The sequence below is a fragment of the Streptomyces sp. P6-2-1 genome, from assembly GCF_050613165.1.
GTDB lineage: Bacteria > Actinomycetota > Actinomycetes > Streptomycetales > Streptomycetaceae > Streptomyces.
Window position 1 is genome coordinate 4,335,043 of sequence record NZ_CP192513.1, and the last position, 13,992, is coordinate 4,349,034.

Below are 13,992 nucleotides of genomic sequence, written 5' to 3' on the forward strand. Positions count from 1 at the left end.
CGCGCACGGGGTCCGGCCCGGCACCGCGCACGGGGCCGGGTACGCTCGCCGGGCGCGGCCGGGGGGCCGGGCTTCCACGCGTTCCTTGGGGGGAACCTGATGCGGCTGCGATCGCGACGCGCTGTGCTGTCCGTTCTCTGTGCCTTGCTCGTGATGAACGGTGCGGCCGCCTGCGGGGACGCCGAGCCGGCCGGGAAGGACGCGGCCACCGAGCGGCCGTCCGCCGCCACGCCCGTGCCCGAGGAACTGGACGCGGACGGCACCACGATCCACGTCGGGCGGAAGGGCGCGGCGAGCACGATGCACCTCTACGAGGACCCGCGCTGCCCCGTCTGCAAGGACTTCGAGGACTCGGAGGGAGCCCGGGTGCTGCGCGCGAGCACCGAGGCCGGTGAGGTGCGCACCGACTACACGCTCGCCTCGTTCCTCGACGAAAGCCTCGGCGGCGGCGGTTCGAAGCGCGCGGTCAACGCGCTCCGCGCCGCCCTGGAGGAGGGGCATTTCGCCGCGTACCACGACGTCCTCTACACCCACCAGCCCGAGGAGAGCGTCGACGGCTTCACGACGGCGCGGCTCCTCACGCTCGCCTCGAAGGTGAAGGGCCTGCGCGGCCCCGCGTTCGACAAGGCGGTCCGCACGATGCGGTACGCGGACTTCGTCGCCGCCTCCGAGGCGGACATGGAGCGCGACGGCATCCAGGGCACGCCCGGCTTCGTCCTCGACGGCAGGCTCGTCGCCAACGGCACGAGCGAGAAGGTCACTTCGGGCACGGGAATGGCCCTCACCCTCGGCACGGCGAGCGGCGGACGCCGTACGGACTCCTGAACCCGGCGCGCTCTGTACGGACTCCCGACGCCGCTGACTAGACCGCCAGCCAGTCGTCCACCCGCGCCAGCAGCTTCTCGCGCACATCCGCCGGGGCCGCCGAGGCACGCACCGACTGCCGGGCCAGCTCCGCCAGTTCGGCGTCGGTGAAACCGTGGTCCGCGCGGGCGATCTCGTACTGCGCCGCGAGCCGCGAGCCGAACAGGAGCGGGTCGTCGGCGCCGAGCGCCATCGGGACCCCGGCGTCGAAGAGGGTGCGCAGCGGGACGTCCGCCTGCTTCGGGTAGACGCCGAGCGCCACGTTCGACGCGGGGCACACCTCGCACGTCACGCCGGAATCGGCGAGGCGGCGCAGCAGGGCCGGGTCCTCGGCCGCGCGCACCCCGTGCCCCACGCGCGCCGCGTGCAGGTCGTCCAGGCAGTCCCGCACCGAGGAGGGCCCCGACAGCTCGCCCCCGTGCGGAGCGGCGAGCAGCCCGCCCTCGCGCGCGATCGCGAAGGCGCGGTCGAAGTCGCGGGCCATCCCGCGCCGCTCGTCGTTCGAGAGCCCGAAGCCGACGACGCCCCGGTCGGCGAAGCGCACCGCGAGGCGCGCGAGGGTGCGCGCGTCGAGCGGGTGCTTCATGCGGTTCGCGGCCACGAGGACGCGCATCCCGAGCCCGGTGTCGCGCGAGGCGCTGTCGACCGCGTCGAGGATGATCTCCAGGGCCGGGATCAGCCCGCCGAGCGCGGGCGCGTACGAGGTCGGGTCGACCTGGATCTCCAGCCATCCCGAGCCGTCCCGTACGTCCTCCTCGGCCGCCTCGCGGACCAGGCGCTGGATGTCCTCGGGCGCGCGCAGGCAGGCGCGGGCGGCGTCGTACAGGCGCTGGAAGCGGAACCAGCCGCGCTCGTCGGTCGCACGCAGCCGCGGCGGCTCGCCCGAGGTGAGGGCGTCGGGGAGGCGTACCCCGTACTTGTCGGCCAGTTCGAGCAGCGTCGAGGAACGCATCGAGCCGGTGAAGTGCAGGTGCAGATGCGCCTTCGGCAGTTCGGTGAGGTCCCTGGTCCCGTCCCTGACCACCCCGGCGCGGGGGTTCACGTGCATACGCTCCATTCATGAATCCTGCCGCACGCGGGCGGCCACCTGGTAGCCGGTTACCCCTTCGAGTACTTGCCCGAACGCCTGGCCGGACACGACGGCGGGCCCCCGCCCGGTGAAGGACGGGGGCCCGCTCGTCGGGCGTCTCAGTCCTTCGCCTCCGCGAGGAGCTTCTGGACGCGCCCGACGCCCTCGATGAGGTCCTCGTCCCCGAGCGCGTACGAGAGCCGCAGGTAACCCGGCGTGCCGAAGGCCTCGCCCGGGACCACGGCGACCTCGACCTCGTCGAGGATGAGCGCGGCCAGCTCGACCGTGTCCTGCGGGCGCTGCCCCCGGATCTCCTTGCCGAGCAGCTCCTTGACCGAGGGGTACGCGTAGAAGGCGCCCTCGGGCTCGGGGCAGAACACGCCGTCGATCTCGTTGAGCATCCGCACGATGGTGCGGCGGCGCCGGTCGAAGGCCTCGCGCATCTCGGCGACCGCGTCGAGGCTGCCGGACACGGCGGCGAGCGCGGCGGCCTGCGAGACGTTGCCGACGTTCGACGTGGCGTGCGACTGGAGGTTCGTCGCGGCCTTGATGACGTCCTTCGGGCCGATGACCCAGCCCACCCGCCAGCCCGTCATCGCGTACGTCTTCGCCACGCCGTTCACCACGACGCAGCGGTCGCGCAGCTCGGGCACGATCGCCGGCAGCGAGGTGAACGTCGCGTCCCCGTACACGAGGTGCTCGTAGATCTCGTCCGTGAGCACCCACAGACCGTGCTCGACGGCCCACTTGCCGATCGCCTCGGCCTGCGCCTCCGGGTAGACCGCGCCTGTCGGGTTCGACGGGGAGACGAAGAGCAGTACCTTGGTGCGCTCGGTGCGGGCGGCCTCCAGCTGCTCCAGGGTGACCCGGTAGCCGGTCGTCTCGTCGGCGACGACCTCGACGGGCACGCCGCCCGCGAGGCGGATCGACTCGGGGTACGTGGTCCAGTACGGGGCGGGGACGATGACCTCGTCGCCCGGGTCGAGGATCGCGGCGAACGCCTCGTAGATGGCCTGCTTGCCGCCGTTGGTCACGAGCACCTGCGAGGCGTCGATCTCGTAGCCCGAGTCGCGCAGCGTCTTCGCGGCGATCGCGGCCTTCAGCTCGGGCAGCCCGCCGGCCGGCGTGTAGCGGTGGTTGCGCGGCTCGCGGCAGGCCGCGACGGCGGCGTCGACGATGTATCCGGGCGTGGGGAAGTCGGGCTCACCCGCGCCGAAGCCGATCACCGGACGCCCGGCGGCCTTGAGGGCCTTGGCCTTGGCGTCGACGGCGAGGGTCGCGGACTCGGAGATGGCGGCGATGCGCGCGGATACCCGGCGCTCGGTGGGAGGGGTTGCAGCGCTCATGTCCCCATCGTTTCAGACAGGGAACATCCCGGGCACCGGGGTTTGCGGATCGAGACGGGGGGCGGTACGCGGATGAGACGGGCGGCGGTACGCGGCGGGGACGGGCGGCGCCACGGGGCGGCGCCGGGCCCGTGCCCGGGCGGTACGGGGCGGGCTCGCGGAACTACGCGTTCGACCTGGGAGCCCGGACCACGTATGCTCTCTCCTCGTTGGCCCACGGCGGACCGGTTTCGCGCAGGCACTTAGTGTCGGCGGACGGATGCGGTACGTTGGGGCAGGCAAAGGGTCGTAGCTCAATTGGTAGAGCACTGGTCTCCAAAACCAGCGGTTGGGGGTTCAAGTCCCTCCGGCCCTGCTTCACACACCTTCGGGTTTGTGTGCGCATGTGTACGTACAGCTATTGCACCGCCGTGCGGCTCCTCTGGGTGCGGTACGGCACCCGACCGGGAATTCAGGTGAGGACACGTGACGGACGCCGTGGGCTCCATCGATACGCCTGATGCCCAGGACGAGGCACCCCGCCCCAAGAAGAAGGGCGGCAAGCGCGGCAAGAAGGGCCCCCTGGGTCGGCTCGCGCTCTTCTACCGACAGGTCATCGCGGAGCTTCGCAAGGTCGTCTGGCCCACGCGCGGGCAGCTCTCGACGTACACGACCGTCGTCATCGTCTTCGTGGTGATCATGATTGGCCTGGTCACCGTGGTCGACTACGGATTCTCGCAGGCCGCCAAGTACGTTTTTGGCTGAGCCGGCATGCACAATGCGGAGGGCGCCGTACTCGGCGCCCCTTTCGCGTGTTCCACCCCTATGTATCAGGAAGAAGCAGCGACGTGTCTGACCCGAACCTGAACGGCGCCGACCAGCCCGCGCACGAGGGCCCGGCCTCCGCCGAGGACGTTCTCGGCGCCGAGGCCGATGGCGCCGTGGAGCCGGAGCAGGCCGCGGCTGCGGAAGCCCAGGCCGAGACCGAGTCCGCCGTGGTCGGCGAGGAAGCCGCTGAGGCGGAGGAGGCCGCGGTCGGCGAGGGCGAACTCGCCGACGTGGCAGCCGACGAGGCCGCGCAGGACGCCGAGGACGCGGCGGAGGACGCCGCCGACGAAGAGGCGGCGGACGAAGAGGACGCCGAGGAAGAGGCCGTCGACCCCGTCGCCGCCCTGCGCGAGGAACTGCGCACGCTGCCCGGCGAGTGGTACGTCATCCACACGTACGCCGGTTACGAGAACCGCGTGAAGACCAACCTGGAGCAGCGCGCCGTCTCGCTCAACGTCGAGGAGTTCATCTTCCAGGCCGAGGTGCCGCAGGAAGAGGTCGTCCAGATCAAGAACGGCGACCGCAAGACGATCCGGCAGAACAAGCTCCCCGGTTACGTCCTCGTCCGCATGGACCTCACCAACGAGTCCTGGGGCGTCGTCCGCAACACCCCCGGTGTCACCGGCTTCGTCGGCAACGCCTACGACCCGTACCCGCTGACCCTCGACGAGATCGTCAAGATGCTCGCCCCCGAGGCCGAGGAGAAGGCGGCCCGCGAGGCCGCCGAGGCCGAGGGCAAGCCCGCGCCGCAGCGCAAGGTCGAGGTCCAGGTGCTCGACTTCGAGGTCGGCGACTCGGTCACCGTCACCGACGGCCCCTTCGCGACCCTCCAGGCGACGATCAACGAGATCAACGCCGACTCCAAGAAGGTCAAGGGCCTCGTGGAGATCTTCGGTCGCGAGACCCCGGTCGAGCTGAGCTTCGACCAGATCCAGAAGAACTGAACCACGTCTTCCGGCAGGTCGCAGGGGGTACGGGGATTCCCGGGCACCCCCTGTGGCCTGCTGGTTTTTGAGCGCGCGGCGGTACCCGTTACCGTTGTGCGGTATGCCTCCATCCGGATGAACCGAGTGAATCCGGTTCCAGCGGGTGAAGGCGGAACACTTCTCACCAGGACCCGGAGAGAGCAATGCCTCCCAAGAAGAAGAAGGTCACGGGGCTGATCAAGCTCCAGATCCAGGCCGGTGCCGCCAACCCGGCCCCGCCGGTCGGCCCCGCGCTGGGTCAGCACGGCGTCAACATCATGGAGTTCTGCAAGGCCTACAACGCCGCGACCGAGTCGCAGCGCGGCTGGGTCATCCCGGTCGAGATCACGGTCTACGAGGACCGCTCCTTCACCTTCATCACGAAGACCCCGCCCGCCGCGAAGATGATCCTCCGCGCCGCCGGTGTCGAGAAGGGCTCGGGCGAGCCGCACAAGACCAAGGTCGCCAAGATCACGGACGCCCAGGTCCGCGAGATCGCCCAGACCAAGATGGAAGACCTCAACGCCAACGACATCGACGCCGCCGCGAAGATCATCGCCGGTACCGCGCGTTCGATGGGCGTCACCGTCGAGGGCTGAGCCCGCGGCAGGCCCCACCGGGCCCCGTAGACCTTTTGTGGCAGGACGAGCGCCGTCCGGACCACAACTCCGCAACAGAACACCAGGAGCAGTAGTGAAGCGCAGCAAGTCCCTCCGGGCTGCCGACGCCAAGATCGACCGGGAGCGCCTGTACGCGCCCCTGGAGGCGATCCGGCTGGCCAAGGAGACCGCCAGCACCAAGTTCGACTCGACCGTCGAGATCGCCTTCCGCCTGGGTGTCGACCCGCGCAAGGCCGACCAGATGGTCCGTGGCACCGTGAACCTCCCGCACGGCACCGGCAAGACCGCCCGGGTCCTGGTCTTCGCGACCGGTGACCGTGCCGAGGCCGCGCGTGCCGCGGGCGCCGACATCGTCGGCGCCGACGAGCTGATCGACGAGGTCGCGAAGGGGCGTCTGGACTTCGACGCCGTCGTCGCGACGCCGGACCTCATGGGCAAGGTCGGCCGCCTCGGCCGCGTGCTCGGCCCGCGCAGCCTCATGCCGAACCCGAAGACCGGCACCGTGACCCCCGACGCGGCCAAGGCCGTCAAGGAGATCAAGGGCGGCAAGATCGAGTTCCGCGTCGACAAGCACTCGAACCTTCACTTCATCGTCGGCAAGTCGTCCTTCACGGACGAGCAGCTCGTCGAGAACTACGGCGCCGCGCTGGACGAGATCCTTCGTCTCAAGCCGTCCGCCGCGAAGGGCCGCTACATCAAGAAGGCCGTCGTGAGCACCACGATGGGCCCCGGCGTCCCCGTCGACCCCAACCGCACCCGCAACCTCCTCACCGAGGAGGACCCGGCCGCCGTCTGAGCCCCTGGCTCCAGCCGGTGACCGCGTTCACGGACGCGTAGCTGTGCGAAGGCCCCGTACCCGTCATGGGTGCGGGGCCTTCGCGCGCTCTGTTCCGGGGGCGGGCGGGCGTGCTTGGGTGGACCCCGGCCGGGGTGAGGGAGGCGCGCGTGCGCGGATGGGGTCGGGGTGCGGTGGCGGTGCTCGCGGCGTGCGTGCTGCTCGCGGGGTGCGGGGGCTCCGGCGGTTCCGGTGGCGGTACGGGGGCGAGCGGCGAGGCCGCGCGGGTACTGCGGGACGCGGTGCGGGCGACGGAGGGGGCCGGCTCGGCGCGTACGGAGTCCGTCAGCGAGATCGACGGGGAGCGGACCCGGACCGAGGGCGCCCTCGACTGGTCGGCGAAGGGGAGACCGTACGGGCGCCTGCGGGTCGGCGAGGGCGGCGAACTCGTACTCAGGGACGGCCAGTTGTGGGTGCGGCTCGCGCGGGCGGTGCACGGGGAGCGGTGGGTGCGGCAGAAGGGCGAGGGCGACGACCTCGTACCGGCCGCCTCGCTGCGGCTGCTCCTCGCGGCCGCCGACGCGCACCGGGCGGGGCGGGCGCGGGTGCGGGGCGTCGTCACGACGCACTGGGCGGGGCGCGTACGGGCCGCGGAGTCGGCGCGGGTGCGGGAGGCGGGGGTCGCGGCGCAGAGCGTGGACGTGTGGCTCGACGGGCGGGGGCGGCTCGTGAAGCGGGTCGAGTCGGGGCGGGGGAAGGCGGGGCTGGTGCGGGTCACGACGTACTGGAGCGGGTTCGGGGTGGGGGTGGAGGTGCCGCGAGTGCCGGGCGGGCGGAACTGAATCGACTTCAGTGGTGTCGTACCCCTCAGGTAATGTGCGGGAAAAATCGGGGGACGCACAGTGAACACATGGGGTGGGGCAATGAGTAGGACAGCTTGGGGCCGGGGGCGGACGGGTCGCGTCGTGGGCGCGGCGATCGCGGTGGCGCTCCTCGGCGGAGCGGCGACGGCGTGCAACAGCGACGACTCGGGGGACAAGAAGAGCGACGCGAAGCCGGCGGCGGAGAAGTCCTCGGCGGCTCCCGCCGAGGATGTGGACCCGCAGGAGGCGCTGAAGGCCGCCTCGGAGAAGGCCGCCTCCTTCAAGTCCGCCTCGGTGGAGATGACGACGAAGACCCCGGAGGGGCTCACCGAGACGGCCGCTCCGAGCCACATGAAGGGCAAGCTCGGCTGGGACCCGGTGGCGATGGACATGGCCGTGAGGACCGAGGACGCCCAGCCGGGGATGCCGGCCGAGATGGCCATGAAGTGGACCGGCTCGGTCATGTACATGGACGTGGGTGAGGAAGGCGCGGCCGAGCTGGACGGCAAGCGCTGGATGAAGATCGACCTCGCCGCGGCGGCCAAGGCCGGGGGCGCCGAGAGCCAGGAGGCGATGAAGCAGTTCGACCAGCTCATGGGCTCCTTCGGACAGGGCCCGGCGACGCAGATCGACATGCTGAGCACCGCCGATGACGTGAAGTACGTCGGTGCCGAGAAGACCGGTGGGAGCGAGACGAAGCACTTCCGCGGCACGGTGTCGGCCGACTCCCTGCTCAACACGGCCGACGCGCTCAAGAGCCTCGACGCGAAGACGCGGAAGCAGGTGCAGGACAACTTCAAGAAGACGGGCGTGACGTCCCAGCGGATCGATCTGTGGATCGGCCCGGACGACCTCCTCGTGCGCGCGGACAGCGTGGCGAACTCCAAGAAGGGCAAGGTCACCACGACGGCCACGTACTCGGACTTCAGTGGCCCGCTCAAGGTGACCGCTCCGCCCGCCGGGCAGACGATGGACCTCATGAAGATGCTCCAGAGCATCGGCGACCTCACGAAGGACGGCGGTCCGAGCGACGCCGACATGAAGGAGCTTGAGGACGCGCTCGGCGGCGAGTGACCGTCGTGCGGTGCCGGGCCCGCTCGGGGGCGATTTGCTCCGGGCGGGCCCGCTCCCGTACTCTCACTCTCGTAGCCGAAGACCGCTGGTCGCCCCTGTGTCGAAAGGCGCGGAGGCCGAAGGACTCGCAGATACGCGAGCGACCCGCGCAGGTGCGAATGAGGACCGCAGCTCCCGGACGTCCAGTCCGGTCGAGCCACGCCCCGAGCGCCCTGCGCCGGGGCGTTTCGTTTGTTCTCCACTCTCCTTCCGAGCCCGGTGGTCCACGGCTCGTCTGCGGCTGATCGCGAGGTCAGTCGAAGCTCATCACCCCGGAAGGAGGCCGAGGCACATGGCGACCGCTGACAAGGTCGATGCCGTTGAGGAGATCACGGAGAAGCTCCGTAACTCCAACGCTGCCGTCGTTACCGCGTACACGGGTCTGTCCGTCGCGCAGCTCAAGCAGCTGCGCCGTTCTCTCGGCGAGAACGCTCAGTACCGTGTGGTGAAGAACACGCTGACCAAGATCGCGGCCAAGGAGGCCGGGTTCTCGGAGCTGGACGAGCACCTCAAGGGCTCGACGGCCGTCGCTTTCGTCACCGGTGACCCGGTCGAGGCGGCGAAGGGTCTCCGTGACTTCGCCAAGGAAAACCCCGCGCTTGTCATCAAGGGCGGTGTTCTCGACGGCAAGGCGCTCTCCGCCGACGAGATCAAGAAGCTTGCGGACCTCGAGTCCCGCGAGGTTCTGCTGGCCAAGCTGGCGGGCGCCATGAAGGGCAAGCAGTCGCAGGCTGCCGCGCTCTTCCAGGCGCTTCCCTCGAAGTTCGTCCGCACCGCGGAGGCGCTTCGTGCCAAGAAGGCCGAGCAGGGCGGTGCCGAGTAATTCGGCTCGTTTTCTGACCCGAGCCCGCTGAACGCGGGCGGAGGTCGACGCGGGCCGTACGTACGCCCGCCGACATGTACATCCGGCACCAGCCGAAGAGTGGAAGGACCGCCATCATGGCGAAGCTCAGCCAGGAAGAACTCCTCGCCCAGTTCGAGGAGCTGACCCTCATCGAGCTCTCCGAGTTCGTGAAGGCCTTCGAGGAGAAGTTCGACGTCACCGCTGCCGCGCCGGCCGCCGTGGCCGTGGCCGCCCCGGGCCAGGGTGGTGGCGAGGCCGCCGCCGAGGAGCAGGACGAGTTCGACGTCATCCTCACGGGTGCCGGCGACAAGAAGATCCAGGTCATCAAGGTCGTGCGTGAGCTGACCTCGCTGGGTCTGAAGGAGGCCAAGGACCTCGTGGACGGCACCCCGAAGCCCGTCCTGGAGAAGGTCGACAAGGCCGCCGCCGACAAGGCCGCCGAGTCCCTCAAGGGCGCCGGCGCCTCCGTCGAGGTCAAGTGAGTCAAGGTCCGCGAGGACCTTTCGCACGCGTCCGGTGCGCGGCCCTGTGAGGGGTCCGTACGGGCACGTACGTACGAAGGCTGCCCCGGCCGGATGACGGCCGTGGCAACCGCTCCACGACGTTTTCACCCTGGGGTGTAACGCCGAGGGGCCGAAGGGCGATCACCCAACCGGGTGGTCGCCCTTCGGCGTTGCCGTGGCGGGTGCTGCGGGCGTTCCGCCCCTGCGGGTAGGGTGATCTTCGTTGTGCGCCCGGGTCCCGGACCCGGGCCCCTGTGGCCCGTACGGCGGCCGAGCGGCCGGAGCCCGGCGGGGACACGGGGCCTTGACGAACGGCACGCAGCGCGCAATTCTCAGGACGCGTCGTCACAACGATCCTCGAATCCGAGGCATGGATCGGTGGCGAAGAGGGCAGTATCGGAGTGCGTCGCCAGGCGCACGGAACGCGCAGGAGTTGTGATCAGCGAGGGTCTCGCATATCCGGGAGAACACCCGGACTGGACATCAGTGGGCCATATGGCTACACTGTCCCTTTGCGCTGCCTGTTAGCTGCCTCCTGCCCGTCACCAGGGGCATCCCCGAGCCGAGCACCGATCGAAGAAACAGGCCCTGACCAGGGCTTTCACTCGGTGCGTCCAGCCCGGGACCGGTACGCGCGTAGTGAGTCCGAGCCCTCGGAAGGACCCCCTCTTGGCCGCCTCGCGCACTGCCTCGACCGCACAAACGAACAACGGTGCCAGCACCGCCCCGCTGCGCATTTCTTTCGCAAAGATCCGGGAGCCCCTTGAGGTTCCCAACCTGCTCGCCCTTCAGACCGAGAGCTTCGACTGGCTGCTCGGCAACGACGCCTGGAAGTCCCGCGTCGAGGCGGCCCTCGCGGGCGGCATGTCCGTCCCCACCAAGTCCGGTCTGGAGGAGATCTTCGAGGAGATCTCCCCGATCGAGGACTTCTCCGGGTCGATGTCGCTGACGTTCCGCGACCACCGCTTCGAGCCGCCGAAGAACTCCATCGACGAGTGCAAGGACCGTGACTTCACGTACGCGGCCCCGCTCTTCGTCACGGCCGAGTTCACCAACAACGAGACCGGCGAGATCAAGTCCCAGACGGTCTTCATGGGCGACTTCCCGCTCATGACCAACAAGGGCACCTTCGTCATCAACGGCACCGAGCGTGTCGTGGTCTCCCAGCTGGTCCGCTCGCCGGGCGTCTACTTCGATTCCTCGATCGACAAGACCTCCGACAAGGACATCTACTCCGCCAAGATCATCCCCTCACGGGGTGCCTGGCTGGAGATGGAGATCGACAAGCGCGACATGGTCGGTGTCCGCATCGACCGCAAGCGCAAGCAGTCGGTGACCGTACTGCTCAAGGCGCTCGGCTGGACGACCGAGCAGATCCTTGAGGAGTTCGGCCAGTACGAGTCGATGCGCGCCACCCTGGAGAAGGACCACACCCAGGGCCAGGACGACGCGCTCCTCGACATCTACCGCAAGCTGCGCCCGGGCGAGCCGCCCACCCGTGAGGCCGCCCAGAACCTTCTGGAGAACCTCTACTTCAACCCGAAGCGCTACGACCTCGCGAAGGTCGGCCGCTACAAGGTCAACAAGAAGCTCGGTTCGGACGCGCCGCTCGACGCCGGTGTCCTCACCACCGACGACATCCTCGCCACGATCAAGTACCTCGTGCAGCTGCACGCGGGCGAGACCGAGGCGACCGTCGGTGACGAGGGCAAGACGATCGTCGTCGAGACCGACGACATCGACCACTTCGGCAACCGCCGCCTGCGCAACGTCGGCGAGCTGATCCAGAACCAGGTCCGCACGGGTCTCGCCCGTATGGAGCGCGTCGTGCGCGAGCGCATGACGACCCAGGACGTCGAGGCGATCACCCCGCAGACCCTCATCAACATCCGGCCGGTCGTCGCCTCCATCAAGGAGTTCTTCGGCACCAGCCAGCTGTCCCAGTTCATGGACCAGAACAACCCGCTGTCCGGGCTGACGCACAAGCGTCGTCTGTCCGCGCTCGGCCCGGGTGGTCTCTCCCGTGAGCGGGCCGGCTTCGAGGTCCGCGACGTGCACCCGTCCCACTACGGACGCATGTGCCCGATCGAGACCCCGGAAGGCCCGAACATCGGCCTGATCGGTTCGCTCGCCTCGTACGGCCGCGTCAACGCCTTCGGCTTCGTCGAGACCCCGTACCGCAAGGTCGTCGACGGCATCGTCACCGACGACGTCGACTACCTGACGGCCGACGAGGAGGACCGCTTCGTCATCGCCCAGGCGAACGCGCCCCTCACCGACGACCTCCACTTCGAGGAGGCCCGTGTCCTGGTGCGCCGCCGTGGCGGCGAGGTCGACTACGTCCCCGGGGACGACGTCGACTACATGGACGTCTCGCCGCGCCAGATGGTGTCCGTCGCGACCGCGATGATCCCCTTCCTGGAGCACGACGACGCCAACCGTGCCCTCATGGGCGCGAACATGATGCGCCAGGCCGTGCCCCTGATCAAGTCCGAGGCGCCCATCGTCGGCACCGGTATGGAGTACCGCTCCGCGACCGACGCCGGTGACGTGCTCAAGGCCGACAAGGACGGTGTGGTCACGGAGGTCTCCGCCGACTACATCACCACGACGAACGACGACGGCACGTACACCACGTACCGCCTCGCGAAGTTCTCGCGCTCCAACCAGGGCACCTCGGTCAACCAGAAGGTCATCGTCAACGAGAACGACCGGGTCATCGTCGGCCAGGTCCTCGCGGACGGTCCCGCGACCGAGAACGGCGAGATGGCGCTCGGCAAGAACCTTCTTGTCGCCTTCATGCCGTGGGAGGGTCACAACTACGAGGACGCGATCATCCTGTCGCAGCGCCTCGTGCAGGACGACGTCCTCTCCTCGATCCACATCGAGGAGCACGAGGTCGACGCCCGTGACACCAAGCTCGGTCCCGAGGAGATCACCCGGGACATCCCGAACGTCTCCGAGGAGGTCCTCGCCGACCTCGACGAGCGCGGCATCATCCGTATCGGTGCCGAGGTCATCGCCGGTGACATCCTCGTCGGCAAGGTCACGCCCAAGGGCGAGACCGAGCTGACGCCCGAGGAGCGCCTGCTGCGCGCGATCTTCGGCGAGAAGGCCCGTGAGGTCCGTGACACCTCGCTCAAGGTCCCGCACGGCGAGATCGGCAAGGTCATCGGCGTCCGCGTCTTCGACCGCGAGGAGGGTGACGAGCTTCCCCCGGGCGTGAACCAGCTGGTCCGCGTCTACGTCGCCCAGAAGCGCAAGATCACCGACGGTGACAAGCTCGCAGGCCGACACGGCAACAAGGGCGTCATCTCCAAGATCCTGCCGGTCGAGGACATGCCCTTCCTTGAGGACGGCACCCCGGTCGACATCATCCTGAACCCGCTCGGCGTGCCCTCGCGCATGAACCCGGGCCAGGTCATGGAGATCCACCTCGGCTGGCTCGCCAGCCAGGGCTGGGACGTCTCGCAGGTGCCCGAGGACTGGGCGCGCCGCCTCCAGGCGATCAGCGCCGACCAGGTCGCCCCGCGCACCAACGTCGCGACCCCGGTCTTCGACGGTGCCCGCGAGGACGAGCTGGCCGGTCTCCTTGAGCACACCATCCCCAACCGCGACGGGGACCGGATGGTGCAGCCCACGGGTAAGGCCCGGCTCTTCGACGGCCGCTCCGGCGAGCCGTTCCCGGACCCGATCTCGGTCGGCTACATGTACATCCTCAAGCTCCACCACCTCGTGGACGACAAGCTCCACGCGCGCTCGACCGGCCCGTACTCGATGATCACGCAGCAGCCGCTGGGTGGTAAGGCGCAGTTCGGTGGCCAGCGCTTCGGTGAGATGGAGGTGTGGGCGCTGGAAGCGTACGGCGCCGCCTACGCCCTCCAGGAGCTGCTGACGATCAAGTCCGACGACGTGACCGGCCGCGTGAAGGTCTACGAGGCCATCGTCAAGGGCGAGAACATCCCCGAGCCCGGCATTCCCGAGTCCTTCAAGGTGCTCATCAAGGAAATGCAGTCGCTCTGCCTGAACGTGGAGGTGCTGTCCTCGGACGGCATGTCCATCGAGATGCGTGACACGGACGAGGACGTCTTCCGTGCCGCGGAAGAGCTCGGTATCGACCTGTCCCGGCGCGAGCCGAGCAGCGTCGAAGAGGTCTGACGGGCCCACCCGGTCCCGCCGGCCGCCCACCCCCGCAGGGGGCGGCGCCGGCGGGCCGGGTGGTG

General features: G+C 69.5%; 12 protein-coding genes and 1 tRNA gene. 11 read left to right on the plus strand and 2 right to left on the minus strand.

What is annotated here, in order from left to right; all coding sequences use genetic code 11:
• Positions 1–153 precede the first annotated feature (153 nt).
• Positions 154–825, plus strand: a complete 672-nt coding sequence (locus ACQYWQ_RS18725; RefSeq protein ID WP_431036017.1) for a DsbA family protein — start codon at positions 154–156, stop codon at positions 823–825.
• 37 nt (positions 826–862) lie between these two features.
• On the opposite strand, the gene ACQYWQ_RS18730 is transcribed toward ACQYWQ_RS18725, so the two are convergent.
• Positions 863–1,921 carry an adenosine deaminase gene (locus ACQYWQ_RS18730; RefSeq protein WP_431036018.1) on the minus strand — a complete coding sequence of 353 codons (1,059 nt, stop codon included), beginning with the start codon at positions 1,919–1,921 and terminating at the stop codon, positions 863–865.
• 131 nt (positions 1,922–2,052) lie between these two features.
• Positions 2,053–3,279 (minus strand): pyridoxal phosphate-dependent aminotransferase, encoded by a 1,227-nt coding sequence (locus ACQYWQ_RS18735; protein WP_431036020.1) that lies wholly within the window; start codon positions 3,277–3,279, stop codon positions 2,053–2,055.
• Positions 3,280–3,561: 282 nt separating this feature from the next.
• On the opposite strand from ACQYWQ_RS18735, the gene ACQYWQ_RS18740 reads away from it, so the two are divergent.
• The 10 genes from ACQYWQ_RS18740 (at position 3,562) to rpoB (ending at position 13,927) form a co-directional block, all read left to right on the plus strand.
• Positions 3,562–3,634 (plus strand) — tRNA-Trp (locus ACQYWQ_RS18740).
• Between the two features lie 110 nt (positions 3,635–3,744).
• Entirely contained in the window at positions 3,745–4,023 is a 279-nt protein-coding gene (secE, locus tag ACQYWQ_RS18745; RefSeq protein ID WP_008746154.1) for a preprotein translocase subunit SecE, read from the plus strand.
• Between the two features lie 83 nt (positions 4,024–4,106).
• On the plus strand, positions 4,107–5,030 hold the full coding sequence (gene nusG, locus ACQYWQ_RS18750) for a transcription termination/antitermination protein NusG (protein WP_431036022.1): 924 nt from the start codon (positions 4,107–4,109) through the stop codon (positions 5,028–5,030).
• 185 nt (positions 5,031–5,215) lie between these two features.
• Positions 5,216–5,650, plus strand: a complete 435-nt coding sequence (gene rplK, locus ACQYWQ_RS18755) for a 50S ribosomal protein L11 (protein WP_007823169.1) — start codon at positions 5,216–5,218, stop codon at positions 5,648–5,650.
• A 94-nt stretch (positions 5,651–5,744) separates the two neighbouring features.
• Entirely contained in the window at positions 5,745–6,467 is a 723-nt protein-coding gene (gene rplA, locus ACQYWQ_RS18760; RefSeq protein ID WP_431036023.1) for a 50S ribosomal protein L1, read from the plus strand.
• Between the two features lie 149 nt (positions 6,468–6,616).
• Positions 6,617–7,288, plus strand: coding sequence for a hypothetical protein (locus ACQYWQ_RS18765; protein ID WP_431036025.1), 672 nt, complete (start codon positions 6,617–6,619; stop codon positions 7,286–7,288).
• A gap of 81 nt (positions 7,289–7,369) precedes the next feature.
• On the plus strand, positions 7,370–8,383 hold the full coding sequence (locus ACQYWQ_RS18770) for a hypothetical protein (protein ID WP_431036027.1): 1,014 nt from the start codon (positions 7,370–7,372) through the stop codon (positions 8,381–8,383).
• 331 nt (positions 8,384–8,714) lie between these two features.
• Entirely contained in the window at positions 8,715–9,245 is a 531-nt protein-coding gene (rplJ, locus tag ACQYWQ_RS18775) for a 50S ribosomal protein L10 (RefSeq protein WP_030996515.1), read from the plus strand.
• A 116-nt stretch (positions 9,246–9,361) separates the two neighbouring features.
• Entirely contained in the window at positions 9,362–9,748 is a 387-nt protein-coding gene (gene rplL, locus ACQYWQ_RS18780; protein WP_431036028.1) for a 50S ribosomal protein L7/L12, read from the plus strand.
• Positions 9,749–10,438: 690 nt separating this feature from the next.
• Positions 10,439–13,927, plus strand: a complete 3,489-nt coding sequence (gene rpoB / locus ACQYWQ_RS18785) for a DNA-directed RNA polymerase subunit beta (protein ID WP_431036029.1) — start codon at positions 10,439–10,441, stop codon at positions 13,925–13,927.
• Positions 13,928–13,992: the final 65 nt, after the last annotated feature.